We start from the raw sequence: 18,102 nt of genomic DNA, 5'->3' as shown, positions 1-18,102 counted from the left end.
AGCGCGACCGCGTCCGCCTTGAACTCCGGCGGGTAGTGCTTCATGACCACGAGATGTCCGTTCTCAGATCCTCAGGATCCAGTGTCTCGTGTGTTCAGGATCCGGGGTCAAGGCCCTCCACCTCGCCGCCATCTTCATCTGGTCAGCGAGATGATCCGAAGGAAACGGCCTAAGCCGCCTCCTTTGTTCACCACGGCTGCTTGCACCTCGCCGCACTTCATTCCGCCCCCATCTTCTCCGGGACCGCTGGGTAACCCAGGGAAAGCACCTTCCTGGCGGGTGCACGACGCCGACTGCGGGCACTTTGGTGCGTTGCCGGAACGCCCCGAACACGCCCGGTATGTGGACGCCCCTCCGCATTGCGATGCACCGCAGCCGACGCCGTGCTCTGATCCGGCACGGTTACAGGACAACCCATTAGGTGGCAGCCTCGCTGCCCCCGACCGACTCGCCTTGATTAAGTGCAGAGAAGGGCATAACACTGACGATCACCGGCCCGACTCCGCAGGACTCTCGGGAATCCGGCCGAGGCGGATGTGTTCAGCGGGCCTTTCAGCGGTAAGGGCTCCAGCCGCCGAAGCGGACTGAGCGTTCTACTTGGCCAGTTGAGTGAAAGCCCAGCGTGGTTGGCGCATGACACGAGATGACCTCTGCGAGATGCTCGCCGAGCAGACGCCAGCATATGGCCGCGCGAGAGAGGCCCTGCTCTCGGGAGGCGCATTCGATGTCTGGGAGGGCCTAGTCCCCGCCGCCCGGCACTTCCATACCTACCGGATCCGCAGCCGGGTCACCCAAAGGCACGGGCTGGTGACCCTCGGCCTCGATGAGACGGTCGGCATCCTCAAGGGCGCAGGAGACGAACTTCTTCGCACCGGCTTGATCAGGGCGACAGACGGGGTATGGACGTTCACGCTCTTTTTCAACGCCGCCGCCACGACGGTGCTGGCCTGCGCTGGCGTCGCCTGTCGGCGTACTCGTCAATGTGCTCAGGCAAGCACGGACGAACGTGCCCAGTTTGAAGGCTGACCGCATGCGCGGAACGGCTTCCGGGGTTTGAGGCATCATGCCCGGGTGAGCAAACTGGTGGAGTTCTTCATAGCGCCTGATGACGTCGTGGCTGCCCTTGTGCTTCGAGGCGGACCGGGCCGTTCCTTGGAGTCGGTGTCTTGCGGGAACTTTGACCCCGAAGAGGCCGTGATCGAGTGGGAGTCCCTCTTCACCGGCAGGGGTTTCGAGGAGCTCGTGGATGCCGACGAGCCTCGTATTGTTGCTGGCCAGGACAACGATGGCAGTGTGGTCTTCGCCTTCTCGGACCGCTTGGTCTCAGCGTTGGGTGCTGCCGACGAGCCCAGGATCTGCGAGGTGACTGGGCTGTGGTCTCAGCTGCGAGATGAGGACGGAGAGTCCCTCGACGTGGCCGTAGCTGGCGAGATTCTGGGCGATCTGGCCCGTCTTGCCCGTGCCGCCGAAGGACAGGGAAGCGGTGTCTATTGCTGGGTTGCATGAGTCACGACCACCCCTAAGCTTGGCGTTTATGCAGGTGTGCTGCTTGTGATGGCTGTTGCGATGCTCGGTTTGGCTTGCTTCCCGACAGGGTGCTCGCGTGCACCCTGCTTGTTCTTCATGCCGGTTGGCCGGCCGGGGCCTGCGGTTGTGGGTTTCGGTGCACTGGCTGGCTGAGGGGTTTTCCCGTGGATGCGGCGAAATCCTCGACGGACGCGTGCGGGTGTCAGGCGCCCTTGGCGTGCAGGCCGTTCCCAGGGTTTGCGGAGGTCTTCTGCGAGGGGCCGGGCAAGTCGGAGCTGGGCGTGCGCGGCGAGGATGAGCCAGGTCCAGCGGTCAGCGGCGGCCGGCTCGCGGAGTTTGGGAGCGGTCCACCCCAACGTCTGCTTGAGCATCCTGAAGGTGTGCTCGAGGTCGAATCTGCGCAGGAACGCCTGCCAGAGCCGGTCCACGTCCCCGGCGGTAGCGGCGGTGGACGACCACCACAACCAGATGGGCCTGGGGCTGCGGTCTCCGCGAAGGTGGTCGACCTGTAGACGGATGACGGTGCCTTCGATGACCGGCAGCTCTCCTTCGGGGTGGTCGGCCCAGGCCGAGCGTCGGACCAGCAACGGGTGCAGGCGGTCCCAGGCAGTGGCGACGGCCGTCCCGTAGTGCGTGGTGTCGGTCACCGTGGTGATGGACGGGACCGGCTGAGTGGCCGCACACCGCCACCACACCCACTGAACTTACGAAAAGATCAGTAGAGCTCGTAACACGATCATGAGTCGGGCTTGTTGAGGCGTCGCCAGCAGATGAGGGCGCAGGCGAGGGAGACGAGGGCGTCGTGGAGTTCGGTGCGGCGTTCCCAGCGGACGGCGAGGCGTTTGAACTGGTGGAGCAGGGCGAAGGTCTGCTCGACGACGTAGCGGAGCTTGCCCATGCCCTTGATGTTCGGGGCTCCCTTGCGGGAGATGACCGGCAGGATCCGGCGTTTGCGCAGCTCATCGCGGTTGGGGTTGGAGTCGTAGCCCTTGTCGCCGAGCAGGGCGTCCGGGCGTCGGCGTGGCCGGCCGGGGCGGCCCGCCACGGGCGGGATGCCGTCGACCAGGGCGAGGGTTTGGGTGACGTCGTTGACGTTGGCCGCGGTCGTGATGACTTTCAGCGGGGTGCCGCGTCCGTCGCAGATCAAGTGGTGTTTGCTGCCCGTCGTCCGCCGGTCGACCGGCGACGGACCGGTGTCGGCTCCCCCCCTTTCGCGCGGATGTGGGAGCCGTCCACGCACGCCCTCGACCAGTCGAGCCGGCCGGCCGCGTTCAGCTCGGCGAGCAGGATCCGGTGCAGCTGGTCGAAGACCCCGGCCTGCTGCCACCGCTCCAGGCGCCGCCAGCAGGTCTGCCCGGAGCCGAACCCCAGCTCAGGGGGTAGAAGTTGCCACGCGATGTCATTGCAGAGCACGTACAAGATGCCCTGCAGACACAACCGGTCTGCCACCGGCCGCGGCCCTGGCGACCTCGTCGGCCAGGGCGGCAGCAGCGGCTCGATCAATGCCCACAAGTCGTCGTCCACGATCCACGGCCGAGTGCTCACGCATTCACGAACGGCCGAATCATCACACCGGTTACGCCCGACCAGGACATTTCAACAAGATCCTGTTACGAGCTCTTAGCAGTTCTCGGTGGTGTACTTCGTAGCGGGTTCGGTGCCAGTTCCGGTGTCAGTGGTCGGCAGTTTCCAGCGGGCTAGGCTGCCGTACTTGTCCTCGATCAGAAGAATTCCACCCTGCGCGGGCACATTGAAGTCCACGATCGCCTTATATTCTTCACCGGCCTTAATCTTGACAAATGGAGTGTATTCATCAATGCATCCTCGCCATGGAGCATCCTCGTAATCCCAAGCTTCCACCATCTCAGGACCTCGGGACCATTTGAGATGGTTATCCATCCTACCGAGCAGGCGACCTCCCGTCTCCGACCTCATCGTGAAGGCGACAACCAGTGCGTACTTTCCTTCCAAGGGAAGAGTCTTATCTTTCGCAAAAGCGTCTCTGTAAGCCACGCCAGTGGGAGTGACCTGCAATGGATGACCGCCATCGTCTCTTAGAGTCACGGTCTGACCAAGTTCCCTGAGCATCGGGTCAGTGGCGCCAGCTTCTCCAGGAACCTGGCCTGGATCCCAAGGCTCCTTGAATCCGTCTACTCCTCTGTTCGCTTCTCCATTCGATCCACAGCCGGAGACAGCAAAGATGATGACCATCAGGGCTGCCATTATTTTTGCCTTCATCGAAACCTCAAACTCTCTACGAAATTAGACATTCGGTCGCTGGTTGTGATTCATCACCTACGGCACGCCACCGATGTCCACATCGCTCGAATTGAACCGGACGAACAGCATTCATGATCCACCGATGAGGTTACGAAGCCTTGGGTCCCAAATATCAGCGCAGGATGCCGCTCTTTGGCAGGAGTGTGCTCAGCAGTTGGGCCGTCTCAGCTTCCATGTCCACTCCGCCTCCGAGACCTCCATTGATGCGGGCCAGCCGTGAAGCAGCGTCGCGGAGGGCATCCATGTCTCCGACGGCATGGTGGGCCAGGAAGATCTGCCGGAGGAGAAGTTCAAAGAGATAACCGCCCATCAAATGACATTCGGCAACGCCGCGCACACAACCGCGCCAGGACGCCGCTAAGAGCTGTCCCGTAATCCCAGTAGGTTGAGGGTCATGCTGTGTCCAGGTCGGCGCCGATGGCACCAGCGGAACGAAGCGAACGCCCGAGGTCTCCGGTGAGGATGCGGGGGTGTCTCCGCCACCACCACAGGTCGGGGCCGGGCAGCCTGTGGAACTGGTCGAGTGCCTGGCCGTCGTCGTCGGTCGTCGCGGCCTTGTACTGGTCGTCCAGGGCTTTGATCTGCGGGGTCCAGAGCTGGACCATGTGTTCGTCCAGCAGGAGCCACGCCTCGTGCAGCCAGTTTCGGCAGTAGAGGTCGTTGGTGTACTCGGAGATGTCGTCGCCGTAGCCCCGCTCGATGGCACTTACCAGGGCGGCCCACGCGTTCACCCGTTCAGCGACCGTGAATGCCGTCCGCCAGCCGCGCTGGTGCAACAGCTCTCCCACCTCAGATTCAGTAGCCACGGACGTGAGGCTCTCATGCCGAGTCCGTCCGGGCGACCGAGATGTGTACGGCCAGAGGCTGGCGGGCCCCGCAGCGTGATCAAGGTGAGACGATCTCGCCGTGGCTGATGTGATCACGGCGTCGGAGCCGTCTTGGATAGCCCCGTTCAGTGGGCTCAGCCCCCGGTAGTTCGGCAAGCTGGTGACGGTTCTGCGGCGCGAGGGAGCGGACGCGGTACGTAGGGGCCGGCCGTGGAGCCTTCCGCTGGAGGACCGGGCCCTGCTGGTCGCGGCGTACTGGCGCATGAACCTGACGATGCGGCAGCTTGCGCCGTTGTTCGGGGTGTCGAAGTCGGCGGCAGACCGGATCATCGACCACCTGGGGCCGATGCTCGTTCTCCAGCCCCGCAAGCGGTTCGCCAAGGACGCCGTGCTGATCGTGGACGGCACCCTGGTGCCCACCCGAGATCACACCATCGCCGCGCGGTCAAAGAACTACCGGTACTCCACCAACCACCAGGTCGTCATCGACGCCGACACCCGCCTGGTCGTCGTGGTCGGCCGGCCACTCGCCGGGAACCGCAACGACTGCAAGGCGTGGGAGGAATCCGGCGCCAAAGCCGCGGTCGGCAAGACCCTCACGATCGCCGACGGCGGCTACCCCGGCACCGGACTCGTCATCCCACACCGCCGTGAGCGTGGCCAGGCTGAACTTCCGGACTGGAAGGAGGAACACAACAAGTCCCACAAGCAGGTCCGGGCCCGCGTCGAGCACGTCTTCGCCCGCATGAAGACATGGAAGATCCTCCGCGACTGCAGCCTCAAAGGCGACGGCGTCCACCACGCCATGCTCGGCATCGCCCGCCTGCACAACCTCACCCTCGCCGGATAGGTGAGCGGGCCACACGACCACCGAGCACGCCAAAGACGACTCGGAGATCATTTACGGGACAACCCTTAGTAGGACTCCGTTAAGTCTTCCGATTGGGGCTGCTTCAGTGTGGGCATGCCGGATGTGTGGATGCGCGCGAAGTGGACCGTATGCGTGCCGAGTTGGCGTCGTATGTGGCTGACGTTTTCGCCTCGCTGAGGCGTAAGGACCAGCGAGCGAAGAGCGACTGCTACCTGCGGGGACTGATGCTGGACGGTCGGCGTAAGTCGATCCAAGCCATGGCCGGGCGGCTGCCGGACGGCAACGAGCAGAACCTGCAGCAGTTCGTGAACCAGTCCACCTGGGATCCGGTGCCGGTGCAGCGCCGGATCTGCGAACGCATGCTCCCGCTCATCGACCCGACGGCCTGGGTGATCGACGACGTTTCGCTGCCCAAGGACGGAAAGATGTCGGTCGGGGTGGCTCCGCAGTACTGCGGAGCCCTGGGGAAACGCGCCAACTGCCAGGTCGCGGTCAGTGTTCATGCCGCGACGGACGCCGCCTCCTGCCCGCTGCAGTGGAGGTTGTTCCTGCCTCGAGCGTGGGAAGCGGACGACGATCGCAGGACGTCCACCCGCGTCCCGTCCGAGGTCACCCACCGTGAGAAGTGGCGGTTGGCCCTGGACATGCTCGACACGCTGGTCGGCTGGGGCATGAGGCCTCCGGTCGTGGTGGCGGACGCCGCCTACGGCACCAACGCACCCTTCAGGGCCGGACTTGCCGACCGCGGAATCCACTATGTCCTGGCCGTTCGGGCGGACGTGAGTGTCTATCCGTTCGACGCCGAGCCCGAAGCTCCGCCCCGCAAAGGGACGGTCGGCTGCTGGCCCCAGCCGCGCTACCGGCACCCCGCGCCGTCGGTGGCGACCCTGGCCGCCGGTCTCGGGCCGGAGGCGTTCACCACCCTCACGTGGCGGCAGGGGACACGAGGCCGGCTGACGTCCCGCTTCGCCGCCGTGCGGGTCCGGCCCGCCGGCAAGGCCGTCGAGCGTCCGATCAAAGCCGCGGCCTCGTCCACTCAGGGCTGGTGGGACGGGGTCTTGCCGGACTGCTGGCTGCTGGTCGAATGGCCGGAGAACGCCGAGTCACCTACCGACTATTGGCTCTCCAGCCTCCCGGCCGACACCCCGATCGCCGAGCTGGTCCGGTTGGCCAAGGTCCGATGGCGCATCGAACACGACTACCGGGAACTCAAGCACGGCCTGGGCCTCGACCACTTCGAGGGACGGTCCTGGCCGGGCTGGCACCACCACGTCACCCTCGTGACCGCAGCCCAGGCCTTCCTCACAGAACAGAGGCTGGCCCCAAAAGTCCCAGCACCGGCCTCACCCTCTACCAGACCCTCGACACCCTCCAAGACATCCTGAGGTGCTGGACCGGCGTCTGCACCACCTGCCGCCAGCCCCTCCCGAACAGACCACACACCACACCAAGATCAAGAACAACCTAACGGAGTCCTATTAGCATTCGCAATTGACTCACAGAAAGATCTTACTGCAATTCACGAGGAACGAGGGAGCCGATCCGTTCCTGGATCTCCGCATCTGAGAGATCCCCACCAACTACATGCCAACGCGACAACCGTTTAGCATCCCAAAGCGACATATCAAATGCATCATGCATGCACCCTATCAGCGCAAACGCCACCTCGCCGATATCATCACGCGGGCCAATCAACGACACCAGCAAATACATTACAGAAATGCCAGATTTTTCACGCTCCCAGCACCCTTGAAGGTTCCGAACAATCCCCCTCCTTTTCGCGAAATATTCCTCTGAATCCATTCACCCTCCCGGACACGTGAAATTGACAACAAACTCTTCGTAATTTCCCGGATTACCCTTGCGACTATCCCAGTCGATCACGGCGTCTATAAATCCATTGCGAGCGGCAAACTTCCCGGTAGCCGTTCGCCAGACAGCTTGTCGAGCAGTCATCCCCATTTGCACGGCGGCATTGAGAGATGTCAAATTATCAGGCAGGCCGCCCCGGGCAACCCAGGCTCCACGAATTCCATCCACCGGCAGGCCCGCACCCTCAAATGCCGCTACAGCTTCACCGATCATCCGCGACCCCCCTAGGAACCCCTTCCACATTCGGTGCCCGCACCACCATTTCCAGGAATCCATAATCGTAGGTTGCTTCAATTCCCTGCTGACCGATGTTGCCGCTGTAGCTATTTACCCATTTCTCATTAAGCCTCGGATCCGGGCCGCTTCGCGGGCTGCCGACCACCGTACGTCAACCAGCGGCTGATGGTCGAGAACAGCCGGCTGATCGCCGCAGGCGCTGCAGAGCCAATGAACAATCAGTAAATGCCTGTCAGGCACGGTTCGCTGCGGGCTACTTACCTCCCAGGCGCTTGTCGCTCTCTCGCACCCGAGGTAATGCTGACAGCGTGGACGAGGCCCGATTCACGGACATCGAGCACCTGGAGTTTGACCTGTAGCAGCCGCGTCCCGCACTGCCGTGAGTCCCGAACCAGTCGGTCCGGGACTCACTTGCATGACCGCCGTGTGAGCCATTCCGCCCGATTTCCATCGTGAGTTAGTCAATGACCCACCGACCTATTCCACCCTCGCAACGCAGTGCAACGTCAATCCGCTGGCCGTGCAGGAAGTTGACCGAGGACGGCTCGGGAGACCTCTGACCCGCAGAACGGCGGCAGCCCATCAACTGGAACAATGAAGTGTGCCCTCGGCGCCCGCCGGCCGCCGAGTCCCGTCGGCGCCGCGCGGCCAGCGAACCCACCACCCGACGGATGTTCCAGAACGTCGACCCCGCCCGCACCTGCGCGGCACCGCTGCCTACCTGCTGGAACAGCGTCACGCCGACTACGCCCTGTCGGCCAAGGGCAACCAGGCGGCCCCGCTCGCCTGGGTCCACGCAGCTCTGCTACCCGCGGTCCCCGAAGCGGAGGAGCACGTCCAAACCGAGCGTTCCCACGGTCGCATTATCCGCCCGTCGGTCTGGACCGCCCCGCTACCTGATCAACTGACTTTGATGCTGTCCTGGGGTGCATGGCTGAATCCTGTAATTCGGTCATTCATTCGGGACGGCGGATCGCGAAGTGGGGAGGGCAGCGGGCAGCGGATTCGGTCGTCTGAAAATGCGCTGACCGAATCGATTCTCCGAACGGCCCTTCGGTCAGATATCCGCTTCCGGTGGCCCGTAGAATATTCCAAATCCCCTCACGTGAAAGCGCGTTTGGCGGGAAAGAGGTGTCCATTTCCAGGGCCCTGGCCAGTGTTTTCCAGACGTAATGGCCGGATGGCTGTGCCACGCACACGCTCCGTATTGATGTTTCCGTGACCCTCGCCTATTTTATTTTCCGTAACGGCACATAACGGCACAGGGGCCCCGCAGTTCCGCGGGCGCCTCACCCAACCGTGTCCACAGGCGGGGGTCACCCATGGCGCTGACGGTCGATGAACTGGTTGCACTGTTCCCGGCGGGGGGTGCCGGTACGTTCGAGCTCGACACCGGGCGGCTCGGGCTGAGCGGCGAGTCCGAGTCCCTGGAGCACCTGCCCAGCGGCATTCTGACCCTCACTGAGGCGACTGCCGACAGCGCCGCTCTGACACTGACCGGCAAAGTCACTTTGGCCGGTGAGGAGATGCCGGCCAGCGCCCGGTTCTTCGCCACCGGCACGGCGGTCGACGCGCTGCTCTTCGAGGCGAGCCCGGCGACCTGGCTACTCCAGACCGCCGTCGCCCGCGTCGACCTGTCCGGACTGTCCGGCGGCCGGTCACTGCGGGTCCTGCTGGCCGCCGGACAGGCCGCGGCCGCGGCAGGACGGTGCCCCGGCACCGGGCCCTGGGTGGGCTTCCAGCTCGGCGGGGCGGTCGCCGACCCGCTGGAGTTCCGCGCCGAACTGCGCAAGGAGTCCATCGGCACGGCCCAGCCCCTCGACGGACCGCCGCTGCTGATCACCCCGCTGCTCGAAGCCCTCGGCGAGTACGGCGTCGAACTGCCCGGACCGCTGGTCGACTGGCTGGAGCGGGTCCAGCTGCACCAGCACCCGATGGGCAAGATGGACAACCTGATGGTCACCGCCGAAGCGCCGGTGGACCACGGCACCGGCGCGAACCCGGTGGAACTGCTGGTGCTGCGGACCACGGTGCTCGGCCGCACCGGCCAGGACGGCAAACCCAAGGCCACCACCGTCGCCATGGTCCGGGCCCGCACGGACTGGAACGGTTCCGGGCTGCCGGTGGTCGGACCCATGATCGGCAATGGGCTGCTGTCCCTGCCCGCGCTCCAGATCATGTACGTCTCCGAGAACCTCAGCGCCGAAGACGTCATCAAGATCAACCGGGTCGTCACCGAGTACGACCTCGGCCCGCTCCAGCAGTTGCCGGTGGTGAACGCGGCGGCAGGGGTCCCGCTGGGTAAGAACGTGAGTGCGGCGGTCTACCTCGCGGTCATGGGCAAGCCGACCCCAGCACTGGTGATCACCGTCCCGCCGAAGTTCGGACCGGATCCGGAGAGCCCGGACAAGCCGAAGCTCGAATACGAGTTCGTGATCGGCAAGCAGTTCGGACCGGTCTACCTCTCGTCGATCGTATTCCGCCACGACTTCAAAAAAGGCCTGCTGATCGAGCTCCAGGGCCAGGTCACGATCGGTTCTCTCACCTGGCAGGTCGCCGGACTCGGCTTCTACGTCGGCATGAGCGGCGGCTTCCCGCTGCTGCCCTTCCTGCACGGCATGAACATCGAAGCCACCGCCGCCGACGGGGTCATCGGCCTCAAGGGCGGCCTGCTCAACAAGACACCTGACGACCCCACCCTTGACTTCGAACTCGCCGGACTGATCCTCGTCCAGGCGATGGCCGTCGAACTCGGCGCCCAGGCCGTGTGGGCACGCAGCATCGAAGGCTGGCACTCAGTCTTCATCTACGGCGAGGTCTCCCTCCTCGGCGGCGCCTCGGTCTTCGGCCCGCCGCCCTTCACCGTCACCGGCTTCTCCGCCGGATTCGGGATCAACAGCTCCTTCAAGAAGGTCCCCACCGGCGCCGAGATCGCCGAATTCCCTCTGGTGGCACGGCTGGACGCGGCCCAAGCGCTGCCCGGCATGCCGGCCCCGACGCCGTACACCCCCGAGGACGCGCTCAAGGCCCTCACCGGACCCACCGGCTGGATCCGCCCCACCGAGGGCCAGTATTGGATCGCCGCCGGAGTGAAGTTCACCAGCTTCGGCTTCATCGAGACCAAAGCCCTCGCCGTCATCGAACTCGGCGACTCCGTCAAGGCCATGCTGCTCGGCCGCACCTCCGTCAGCCTGCCGCGCACCCTCGACCCGAACGCCCGGGCCATCGCCAAGGTGAACATCGGCCTGAGCCTCGGCTTCAGCTCCGCCGAGCACTGCCTGTCCATGGACGTGGCCCTGCTGCCCGGCAGCTACGTGCTCGATCCGTCGATCGAACTCACCGGTGGCATTGCCGTCTACGTCTGGACTGGCGGAGGCCGCGCCGGGGACTTCGCCATCAGCCTCGGCGGCTACCACCCCGACTACAACGTCCCCACGCACTACCCCCGGCCCAAACGACTCGGGTTCGTGTGGTCCCCGGCCAGCGACATCACCGTGCGGGCCGAGGCCTACGCCGCGATCACCCCCGCCGCGTTCATGTTCGGCGGGCGCCTGGCCGCCGTCTACGACAAGGGCATCTTCTCCGCGTGGTTCACCGCACACCTCGACGTGCTGGTCCAGTGGAAACCCTTCTACCTCGACGTCCGGCTCGGCATCAGCATCGGCGTCGCGGCCACCATCAAGGTCTGGTTCGTCCGGGTCCGCATCTCCGTCGAGGTCGGCATCGACCTCCACCTGTGGCTGCCGCCCTTCGGGGGCCGGGCCACCGTCAAACTCTGGTTCATTTCCTTCAGCTTCGGCTTCGGCTCCTCCCGCGACAACACCCCCACCGTGGACTGGCCCGAGTTCCGCACCCAGATCCCCGCACCCGCCCGGGTCATCCCCAACGAGGGCCTGCTCGCCGACGCCGACCAGGGCGAGATCGCCCGGCGCGCGGCCGCCAAGGAACCGACCCTCGTCTCCTCGGCCGGATTCACCTTCACCACCGAAGCCGGCATCCCCGCCTCGCACCTCTACATCAACGAACGGCTGATCAAGCAGTCCGACGAGGGGACCATCGACATCCGCCCCATGCGGAAAACCGGTGTCACCTCCGCCCACCGGGTCACCATCACCAAGGACGGCACGACCTTCCACCCCACCGACCATCACTGGGTGGTCAAGCCGGTCACCGGCACGGTCGCCCCCGGCCTGTGGGGCAAGCCCCTGGCCAAACCCGGTGATGCGCTCGACGGCGACCAACTGCTCGAAAACCGCCTCACCGGACTGAGGATCACCCTCCCCAAGCCGGACTACGGCACCGACACCGGGCCCGTCACCTCACAGGCGCTTTCGTACGAAGGACTCCCGGACGGTCGCATGCCCCTGCGCGTGTCCGACCCCGCCGGGCCCGAGCCGCGGGCCGACGACCAGAGCGTCCGGACCATCGTCGACACCGTCGCCGCCGACACCGTCAAGGACCGCCGCACCGCCGTGCTCAGCACCCTCGCCCGGCTCGGCGCGGGACCCGGCGCCGACACCGACAGTCCGCTCACCGGCTACGCCGCGCTCGCCGGCCGCAGCCTGACCACCCCGCCCCTGACCACCACCGCGACGAGGTGACCGGCCGTGACCGCTGAACCGGATCTGCGCATCCACTTCCTCGACCACCTGATCCCGCGTGCCACCCCCGGCGACTACCGGGTCGTCGTCAAGAACACCCTCAGCGACCCCGGCGGCGAACTGGACGCCCAGGACAAGCTGCTCCCGTCCGAGGAGACCTTTGAGATCAAGGCCGTCCGCTTCGTCCTCGGCGAAGCGTCCGTCCACGCCTACTACCCGCCGCGCGAGAGCACCGGCGCCTACACCAGGACCCTGCCGCACATCACCCTCAGCCGGTCGATCCTGCCCTGGGAACGCAACCTCGCCGGAACGCGCGCCGAGCAGCCCCCGGCCCGACCGCCCTGGCTCGCCCTGCTCGTCTTCGGCGAGAACGAACTGCCCGACGACCCCGCCGCGTCCGGGGACACCGCGCTGCGCACCGTCGAGGAGCTCCGCAACCCTGCCGAGGCAGGGGTCAAGGGCCCGGACCTGCCGTCCGGCGGCGTCGACGAGGCCGAGGCCCGGAGCAAGTGCCAGACCATCGACGTCCCGGCGGACCTCTTCAACGCGGTAGCCCCGCGCGATGACGAGATGTACTACCTCGCCCACGTCCGCAAAGTCGTCGACGCTAACAAGACCCGGGCCGACGGCGAAGTCCTCGAAGAAGGGGAGTACGCGGTCGTCAACGCCAACCGCTTCCCCCACAACCCCGGTAACTACGCCGTCCACCTCGTCTCCCTCGAAGGCTTCGAGGGCCGCCTGTCCGGCACCCTGCCCGGCGGCACCACGGCCGTCCGCCTGTGTTCGCTGCACAGCTGGAGCTTCACCAGCAGCGAAGGACCCGCCGCCGACCCCGGAGCGCTGCTGGAGAACCTCGTCGCCCCCGGCGCCGAGGACCCCGAACAGCTCGCCCTGCGCCTGCCGGTGACCGCACCGGTCACCGACGACACCGAGGACGACTACGTCCGCGACCGCCTCGCACTCGGCTACACCGCCGTCCCGCAGCTGACCCTCTCCGGCGAACGCACCTTCGCCTGGTACCGCGGCCCGGCCACGCCGGTCACCGCCTTTGACGTGCCCACCGAGCACAGCCCCGGCCCGCACACCACCTCCGACCACGCGCTCATCTACGAGCCCGAGCACGGGATCTTCGACGTCAGCTATGCCGTCGCCTGGACTCTCGGTCGCACCATCGGCCTGGCCGACCCCGAATACACCACGGCCGTCGGCCGGGCCCGCCGCGAACTCGCAAACCGGGCGACGACGCTGATGGCGCTGGCCGGAGATCCGGCGCGCGCCTCGGTCGACCCGGATGCCCCGCCCGCCCTCGGCGCGCTGCGCGAACTCGCCTCCGCAGGCTTCCGCGAGCGGCTCAGCACCGGGCTCAAGAGCCCTCAGCTCCCGGACGACGCCGGACGCAGGACGCCGCAGCCGCGAGTGACACGTGCACAGTCATGGTCCGTGCTCGCGGAAGAACGCGCCGTCTCCCTGCTGCGGACCACCGCGGAACGCAACGCCGAGGCCATCGCCGCCTGGCAGGCCCGCCTCGGCCTGCTCCAGGGCGTGCCGTTCCACCACCTCGTGCCCGACCCGCGCATGCTGCCCCTGGAATCCCTCCGGATGTTCCGCCTCGACCAGGGCTGGCTGGACGCGCTCGTCGCCGGAGCCGCCGACGTCGGCGTGCACACCTCCGTCGACAGCCGCCTCGCCCCCGAGCTCAACCGGGCCACCGCCCGGTCGGGCAGCGCGAAGCGGGCCGCCGGCGGGCTGCTCATCCACTCCGAACTCATCCCCGCCTGGCCGGACATCAAGGTCAACGCCCACCTCAAGGACGGCACCGTCCTCACCGAACTGCGCCGCGCCAAACCGGACAAGAGGGTTCTGCTCGTGCTCTGGGACGGCGTTCCCGACAAGGTCGTCATCCGCGAACCGGGACAGGGCATCCACTACGGCATCGACTTCGGGAACCGCCTCGGCCTGCGCAGCCTTGCCGCCGACCCGCCGATCGGCACCCCGCTGGAGACCTACTACCCGGCCACCGGCAGCCTCTTCGACCTCCACCTGCGCTCCGACCCGGACACCGGACCCGCGGTGCTCCAGATGTTCGGCACCGGCGGCCTGGTGCCCGCCCTGGCCCGGGAGTTCGGGCTCACCGACCTGGACCCCGGACAACTGGCCCTGGAAATCGTCAACGCCCCGCTGGAACAGGAAATCCTCAGCCCCACCGGCACCGCTGCCCGGACGGAGACCGCCTGATGAGCGCCACGGACCTGATCGTCCCCGTCAAGGTGAACGCCCTTGTCGTCAACCGGCTGACCCGCACCGCCGAGACCTTCAACCGGTGGACACCGAACTTCGACGCCATGATCGAGGAGGGCTCGGGCGCGGAGCCGCCCCCCGGCGTCGGCACCGAGACCATGGGCCCGGACAGCGAAGGCGTCTACGTCCAGTGGCAGCTGCCCGAGGCGCTGGCCAATGGGCACTACGACCAGACGACGGGGGAGACGACCTTCCCCTTCGTCCCCAACCGCTGGCTGGTCGTGCGCTACAGCACCACAGCGGCGGCGGCGGACCGCAAGGCCGCCGGGTGGATCGTGCAGAGCGACTACCTGGAGAGCCGCCCGGTCCAGGACGCCGAAGGCAACGACATCTACGGCACCAACAAGCACCCGAACCCCGAATCGCCGGAGGGCGCTCCGCTGGAGCTGACCTTCCTCGGCCGCCGCCACGACCTCACCCAGGCGCCGTGGACCGAACCGCCCGCCCAGAAGCCGCACCTGACCGCGGCCGGGCCCGGACTGCCCGGCTTCGCGGCCTACCAGCCGTACAACAAAGACGTGTTCTCCATCCACGACACCCTTGAGGACCTCAAAGGCGGTCTGGACAACTACCCGCCCGACGCGACGCTGAGCTACTTCGTCGTCGGCTGGTACAGCGACGACACGCTCGACTACCTCAACCGCGCCGCGTCCGTGCCCGGCCTGCTCCCGCCGGACGCGGGCGGGACGGCCGACCTCCTCGAAGCCCTCGGCTGGGGAACCCCCGAAGGCACCGCCGCCGACGCCTTGGACCGCACCCTCTACAGCGGCTCGGCGCTGGGGGTCGACTGGCAGCGCGAAGGCGCCACCTACGAGTCCGACAAACCGAGCAACATCGAGCTCAGCAAGATCCTCACGCTGGGCAGCAGCAGCGCCGAGGCCCTCGGCCGGCTGGCCGCCCGCCAGACCCGGTCCGCGCGCACCGGGGACCTCGTACGCTCGCTCTTCCACGGCACCCTCGAAACACTCGACACCGCCGACGGCGAAGAGGACCTCGACACCCTCACCCATCACTCCTGGTTCTCCGGCTCCGACGGCGGCCATGTGTGGAAGGTGACCGCGCGCCCCGTCGAAGGCGACGACGAGCTGCCGCCCCCGCCGCCGGAGCCCGGGTGGCTGACCGAACTCAACGGTGTCCAAAGGCGGTACGACGACCTCACACCCAGGCTCCGCCGCTCCCAGCAGCGCCTGTGGAACATCTGGTGGCTGCGCAACAAGCCGGTTCCCGCGTTCACCCCTGAGCACCCCGCAGGGTTCGACGCCGCAGCCGATGTCGAGCTCGACGAGAGCGATGCGACGAGTCTGGCCGGGCGGACCAAGGCTTTGCTCGACGAGCAGTTCGTGCTGTCGAGGCAACTGCCCACCGGCGGCACCCCGGAGGAACTCGCGGCCGACATCGGGAAGTACGCGACCGAACGCGGACTCGACCCGCGCTACCAGCTGGAGCGCACCGCCCGCGAGTCCTACTACCGCCCCGCCGACCCGGTCGTGCTCATCAAGGACACCGGTGCCAAGGAGCCCCTCACCCGGGACACCCCGCTGCCCTGCCGCCTCCCCGAGGCCCTGATCACCAGGATCACCGTCGGCGGCACGACCTACGACCGGCCCACCACCCCGCCCAGCCCGGGACTGGCCGGACTCCCCGACGCCTGCACCCCGCTGCTCGCCGAGTTCGCCCTCCTGGACCAGGTGGCCCGGGTCCCCGGCGCTCTCGACGCGGCTCTCGCGGACCCCGCCGCCGTCGCCGGGCCCGTCCCCGAGCACACCGCGCCGTGGCGGCAGCCCTGGCTGCCCATGCACCTCGAATACGAACTGAATTACTGCCCCACGCCCTTCCAGGCCGGCGACACCACCTACTGGACCTTCAACGGCAGCCGCTACGAATGGTCCGGCCGGGGAGCCCAGCCCGGCGGCGGCGAAGCCGACCTGCGCTGGCTCACCTTCAAGAACCGGGCGTTCCTCACCCCGAGTGCGCCGTTCGTCCTGCAGAAGCAGATCGACCGCTACCTCGACACCTACTCCGGTGCTCCCACCGAAGGCCTGCTCGCCCTGCGCGAGGAACTCGGTGACCCCGGAATGCTCTCCCAGCGCCTCGACGGCTTCCACGACTGGCTCCTCCAGCAGGACGGCACCGCCAGGACCACCGTGCACGTCCCCGAGGCCACCGCCCGGCTCGTCGGCGACATCCAGAGCGTCCCGGAAGGCGGCCCGCTCGAACCGCCCGCCGACGACCCCGGAACACCGTTCCAGCCGGTCCGCGCCGGCCAGTTCGCCTTCCACGACCTGCGCATCGTCGACCGCTTCGGCCGCACCTACGACATCGTCAACAGCGGCAACCACGAACAGGTCTCCCTCAACCTCGCGGAGAGCGTTGCCCCTGACAGCGTCCTGCACGAGGACCTCATCGGCACAGCCCGCTTCGTCCAGCTCGGCCCGCGTCTCCTCCAGGGCGCCCGCGTCCGGCTGGAGACCGTACGCGCCGTGGACGGGCAGCGGCTCTCACCGATGGCCCGCGCGGCCACGACGGAAAACCCCCTGGCCGGCTGGCTGCTGCTCAACCATCTCGACCAGACCCTCGTCGTCCACGGACCCGACGGCGTCGCCCTCGGCGAACTCCGCGTCGTCAAGGACATCGACGCAGCGGACGACAGCGTGTGGCTACCGCTCCCCGGCTCGCCCCATCCCGACGTCGACGCCCAGGAGTTCGAGGACGCCATGCCGCACCTGGCCCGGTTCGTCCGCACCCTGAAGGACAAACCCGCCGCCGCCCTCACCGGTCTGCTCGACACCATCGACCAGACCCTCGACACCATCCTCGACGACGCGGCCCATGAGGACGGCTCTCCATTGCGGCTCATCGGCCGCCCGCTCGCACTGGTGCGCGCCGACCTGGGCGTCGAGCTCGAAGGACCGCTGCTGAGCAACCCGAGCTGGGACCAGGTACTGGGCGAGTCGCAGGAGGAGTACGACGGCTACCGCTGGCCGGTCCGGCTCGGCAACGAGAAGCGGCTCGGCGACGGCCTCATCGGGTACTTCGTCGGGGCGACCGGGCCCGAGCAGGAGACTTCGTACGAGCTCTTCCACGCGGTCATGCCCCAGGGCGGCGGGGGCTACCTGACCCCGATCGACAAAGGCCACGGCCTGGCCGTGCCCGCCCGCACCCCGGACCAGCCGGTGAAGCACCACCTGACACTGCTGATGGATCCGTACGCGGCGGTGCATGCCACCACGGACATCCTCCCGGTGACCAAGGTCCAGCTGCCCGACGACCTGGTGTCCGAGGCGATGCGGCGGATCCGGGCGTCCTTCCGGCTCGGCCCACTGCTCGCGGCCGAGCGGGTCGACAAGGCCGAGGAAGCCCGGCGGGCACGGGCGGGAGAGGAACCGACGGAGGCAGGCGTGGTGCTACCGCAGCCCGCGTCGTGGCACGGAACGTGGAGTTGGGCCGAGCCGCGCGGATCGGAGACCGAGTGGGTGGAGCTGCCGATCGTTCCGGCTGATTCCGCGGCGCACTTCGGGGATCCGCAGGCGGAAGCCCGGTACGGATACCTGCTGCTCGACGCGACCGAAACGTCCTGAACCTCCTTTTA

At 67.0% G+C, this 18,102-nt stretch carries 12 protein-coding genes and 2 pseudogenes; 7 read left to right on the top strand and 7 right to left on the bottom strand.

Annotated elements, in window-relative coordinates:
* Window positions 1-657: 657 nt before the first annotated feature.
* Both NOD94_RS05590 and NOD94_RS05585 read left to right on the top strand, forming a co-directional pair.
* Window positions 658-1,026: a hypothetical protein gene (locus NOD94_RS05590; RefSeq protein ID WP_281204574.1), complete on the top strand. Its 369-nt coding sequence runs from the start codon at window positions 658-660 to the stop codon at window positions 1,024-1,026.
* A 45-nt stretch (window positions 1,027-1,071) separates the two neighbouring features.
* The gene (locus tag NOD94_RS05585) at window positions 1,072-1,506 is read left to right on the top strand and encodes a hypothetical protein (RefSeq protein WP_281204573.1); all 435 of its coding nucleotides are present in this window, start codon (window positions 1,072-1,074) and stop codon (window positions 1,504-1,506) included.
* 26 nt (window positions 1,507-1,532) lie between these two features.
* Here NOD94_RS05585 and NOD94_RS05580 read toward each other — a convergent pair.
* The 5 genes and pseudogenes from NOD94_RS05580 to NOD94_RS05560 all read right to left on the bottom strand — a co-directional run.
* Window positions 1,533-2,177, bottom strand: a pseudogene (locus tag NOD94_RS05580) (transposase); the annotation flags it as partial.
* Between the two features lie 86 nt (window positions 2,178-2,263).
* Window positions 2,264-3,072 (bottom strand): IS5 family transposase gene (locus NOD94_RS05575; protein WP_281204572.1). Its coding sequence is split into 2 segments (ribosomal slippage): window positions 2,264-2,725 and window positions 2,728-3,072, totalling 807 coding nucleotides; the frame shifts between segments, so codons are not numbered across the junction.
* Window positions 3,073-3,147: 75 nt separating this feature from the next.
* Window positions 3,148-3,750: a hypothetical protein gene (locus NOD94_RS05570; protein WP_281204571.1), complete on the bottom strand. Its 603-nt coding sequence runs from the start codon at window positions 3,748-3,750 to the stop codon at window positions 3,148-3,150.
* 169 nt (window positions 3,751-3,919) lie between these two features.
* Window positions 3,920-4,144: a hypothetical protein gene (locus NOD94_RS05565; RefSeq protein WP_281204569.1), complete on the bottom strand. Its 225-nt coding sequence runs from the start codon at window positions 4,142-4,144 to the stop codon at window positions 3,920-3,922.
* A gap of 55 nt (window positions 4,145-4,199) precedes the next feature.
* Window positions 4,200-4,613, bottom strand: coding sequence for a hypothetical protein (locus NOD94_RS05560; RefSeq protein ID WP_281204568.1), 414 nt, complete (start codon window positions 4,611-4,613; stop codon window positions 4,200-4,202).
* Between the two features lie 100 nt (window positions 4,614-4,713).
* On the opposite strand from NOD94_RS05560, the pseudogene NOD94_RS05555 reads away from it, so the two are divergent.
* Window positions 4,714-5,484, top strand: a pseudogene (locus NOD94_RS05555) (transposase).
* A gap of 125 nt (window positions 5,485-5,609) precedes the next feature.
* Complete coding sequence (locus NOD94_RS05550; protein ID WP_281204567.1) at window positions 5,610-6,890, top strand: IS701 family transposase; 1,281 nt, start codon at window positions 5,610-5,612, stop codon at window positions 6,888-6,890.
* 124 nt (window positions 6,891-7,014) lie between these two features.
* On the opposite strand, the gene NOD94_RS05545 is transcribed toward NOD94_RS05550, so the two are convergent.
* Window positions 7,015-7,308, bottom strand: coding sequence for a hypothetical protein (locus NOD94_RS05545; protein WP_281204566.1), 294 nt, complete (start codon window positions 7,306-7,308; stop codon window positions 7,015-7,017).
* Window positions 7,309-7,590 (bottom strand): hypothetical protein, encoded by a 282-nt coding sequence (locus NOD94_RS05540; RefSeq protein WP_281204565.1) that lies wholly within the window; start codon window positions 7,588-7,590, stop codon window positions 7,309-7,311.
* 1,346 nt (window positions 7,591-8,936) lie between these two features.
* On the opposite strand from NOD94_RS05540, the gene NOD94_RS05535 reads away from it, so the two are divergent.
* Genes NOD94_RS05535 through NOD94_RS05525 form a run of 3 tightly spaced genes read left to right on the top strand, consistent with a single transcriptional unit; the run spans window position 8,937 to window position 18,091 of the window.
* Window positions 8,937-12,215 carry a DUF6603 domain-containing protein gene (locus NOD94_RS05535; protein ID WP_281204564.1) on the top strand — a complete coding sequence of 1,093 codons (3,279 nt, stop codon included), beginning with the start codon at window positions 8,937-8,939 and terminating at the stop codon, window positions 12,213-12,215.
* A 6-nt stretch (window positions 12,216-12,221) separates the two neighbouring features.
* Window positions 12,222-14,450: a hypothetical protein gene (locus NOD94_RS05530; RefSeq protein WP_281204563.1), complete on the top strand. Its 2,229-nt coding sequence runs from the start codon at window positions 12,222-12,224 to the stop codon at window positions 14,448-14,450.
* The gene (locus NOD94_RS05525) at window positions 14,450-18,091 is read left to right on the top strand and encodes a hypothetical protein (RefSeq protein ID WP_281204562.1); all 3,642 of its coding nucleotides are present in this window, start codon (window positions 14,450-14,452) and stop codon (window positions 18,089-18,091) included. Before NOD94_RS05530 ends, NOD94_RS05525 begins: the two co-directional genes overlap by 1 nt.
* Window positions 18,092-18,102 lie beyond the last annotated feature (11 nt).

The organism is Streptomyces sp. Isolate_45, from assembly GCF_024721315.2.
In the GTDB taxonomy this organism is placed as follows: domain Bacteria; phylum Actinomycetota; class Actinomycetes; order Streptomycetales; family Streptomycetaceae; genus Streptomyces.
This window is presented reverse-complemented; position numbering and strand designations above follow the sequence as displayed.

Excerpts from the sequence above, each read along its gene's own strand:
- NOD94_RS05570 (WP_281204571.1), bottom strand. The coding sequence starts at position 3,750 with ATGGCAGCCCTGATGGTCATCATCTTTGCTGTCTCCGGCTGTGGATCG.
- NOD94_RS05545 (WP_281204566.1), bottom strand. The coding sequence starts at position 7,308 with ATGGATTCAGAGGAATATTTCGCGAAAAGGAGGGGGATTGTTCGGAAC.
- NOD94_RS05525 (WP_281204562.1), top strand. The coding sequence starts at position 14,450 with ATGAGCGCCACGGACCTGATCGTCCCCGTCAAGGTGAACGCCCTTGTC.
- NOD94_RS05590 (WP_281204574.1), top strand. The coding sequence starts at position 658 with ATGCTCGCCGAGCAGACGCCAGCATATGGCCGCGCGAGAGAGGCCCTG.
- NOD94_RS05540 (WP_281204565.1), bottom strand. The coding sequence starts at position 7,590 with ATGATCGGTGAAGCTGTAGCGGCATTTGAGGGTGCGGGCCTGCCGGTG.
- NOD94_RS05535 (WP_281204564.1), top strand. The coding sequence starts at position 8,937 with ATGGCGCTGACGGTCGATGAACTGGTTGCACTGTTCCCGGCGGGGGGT.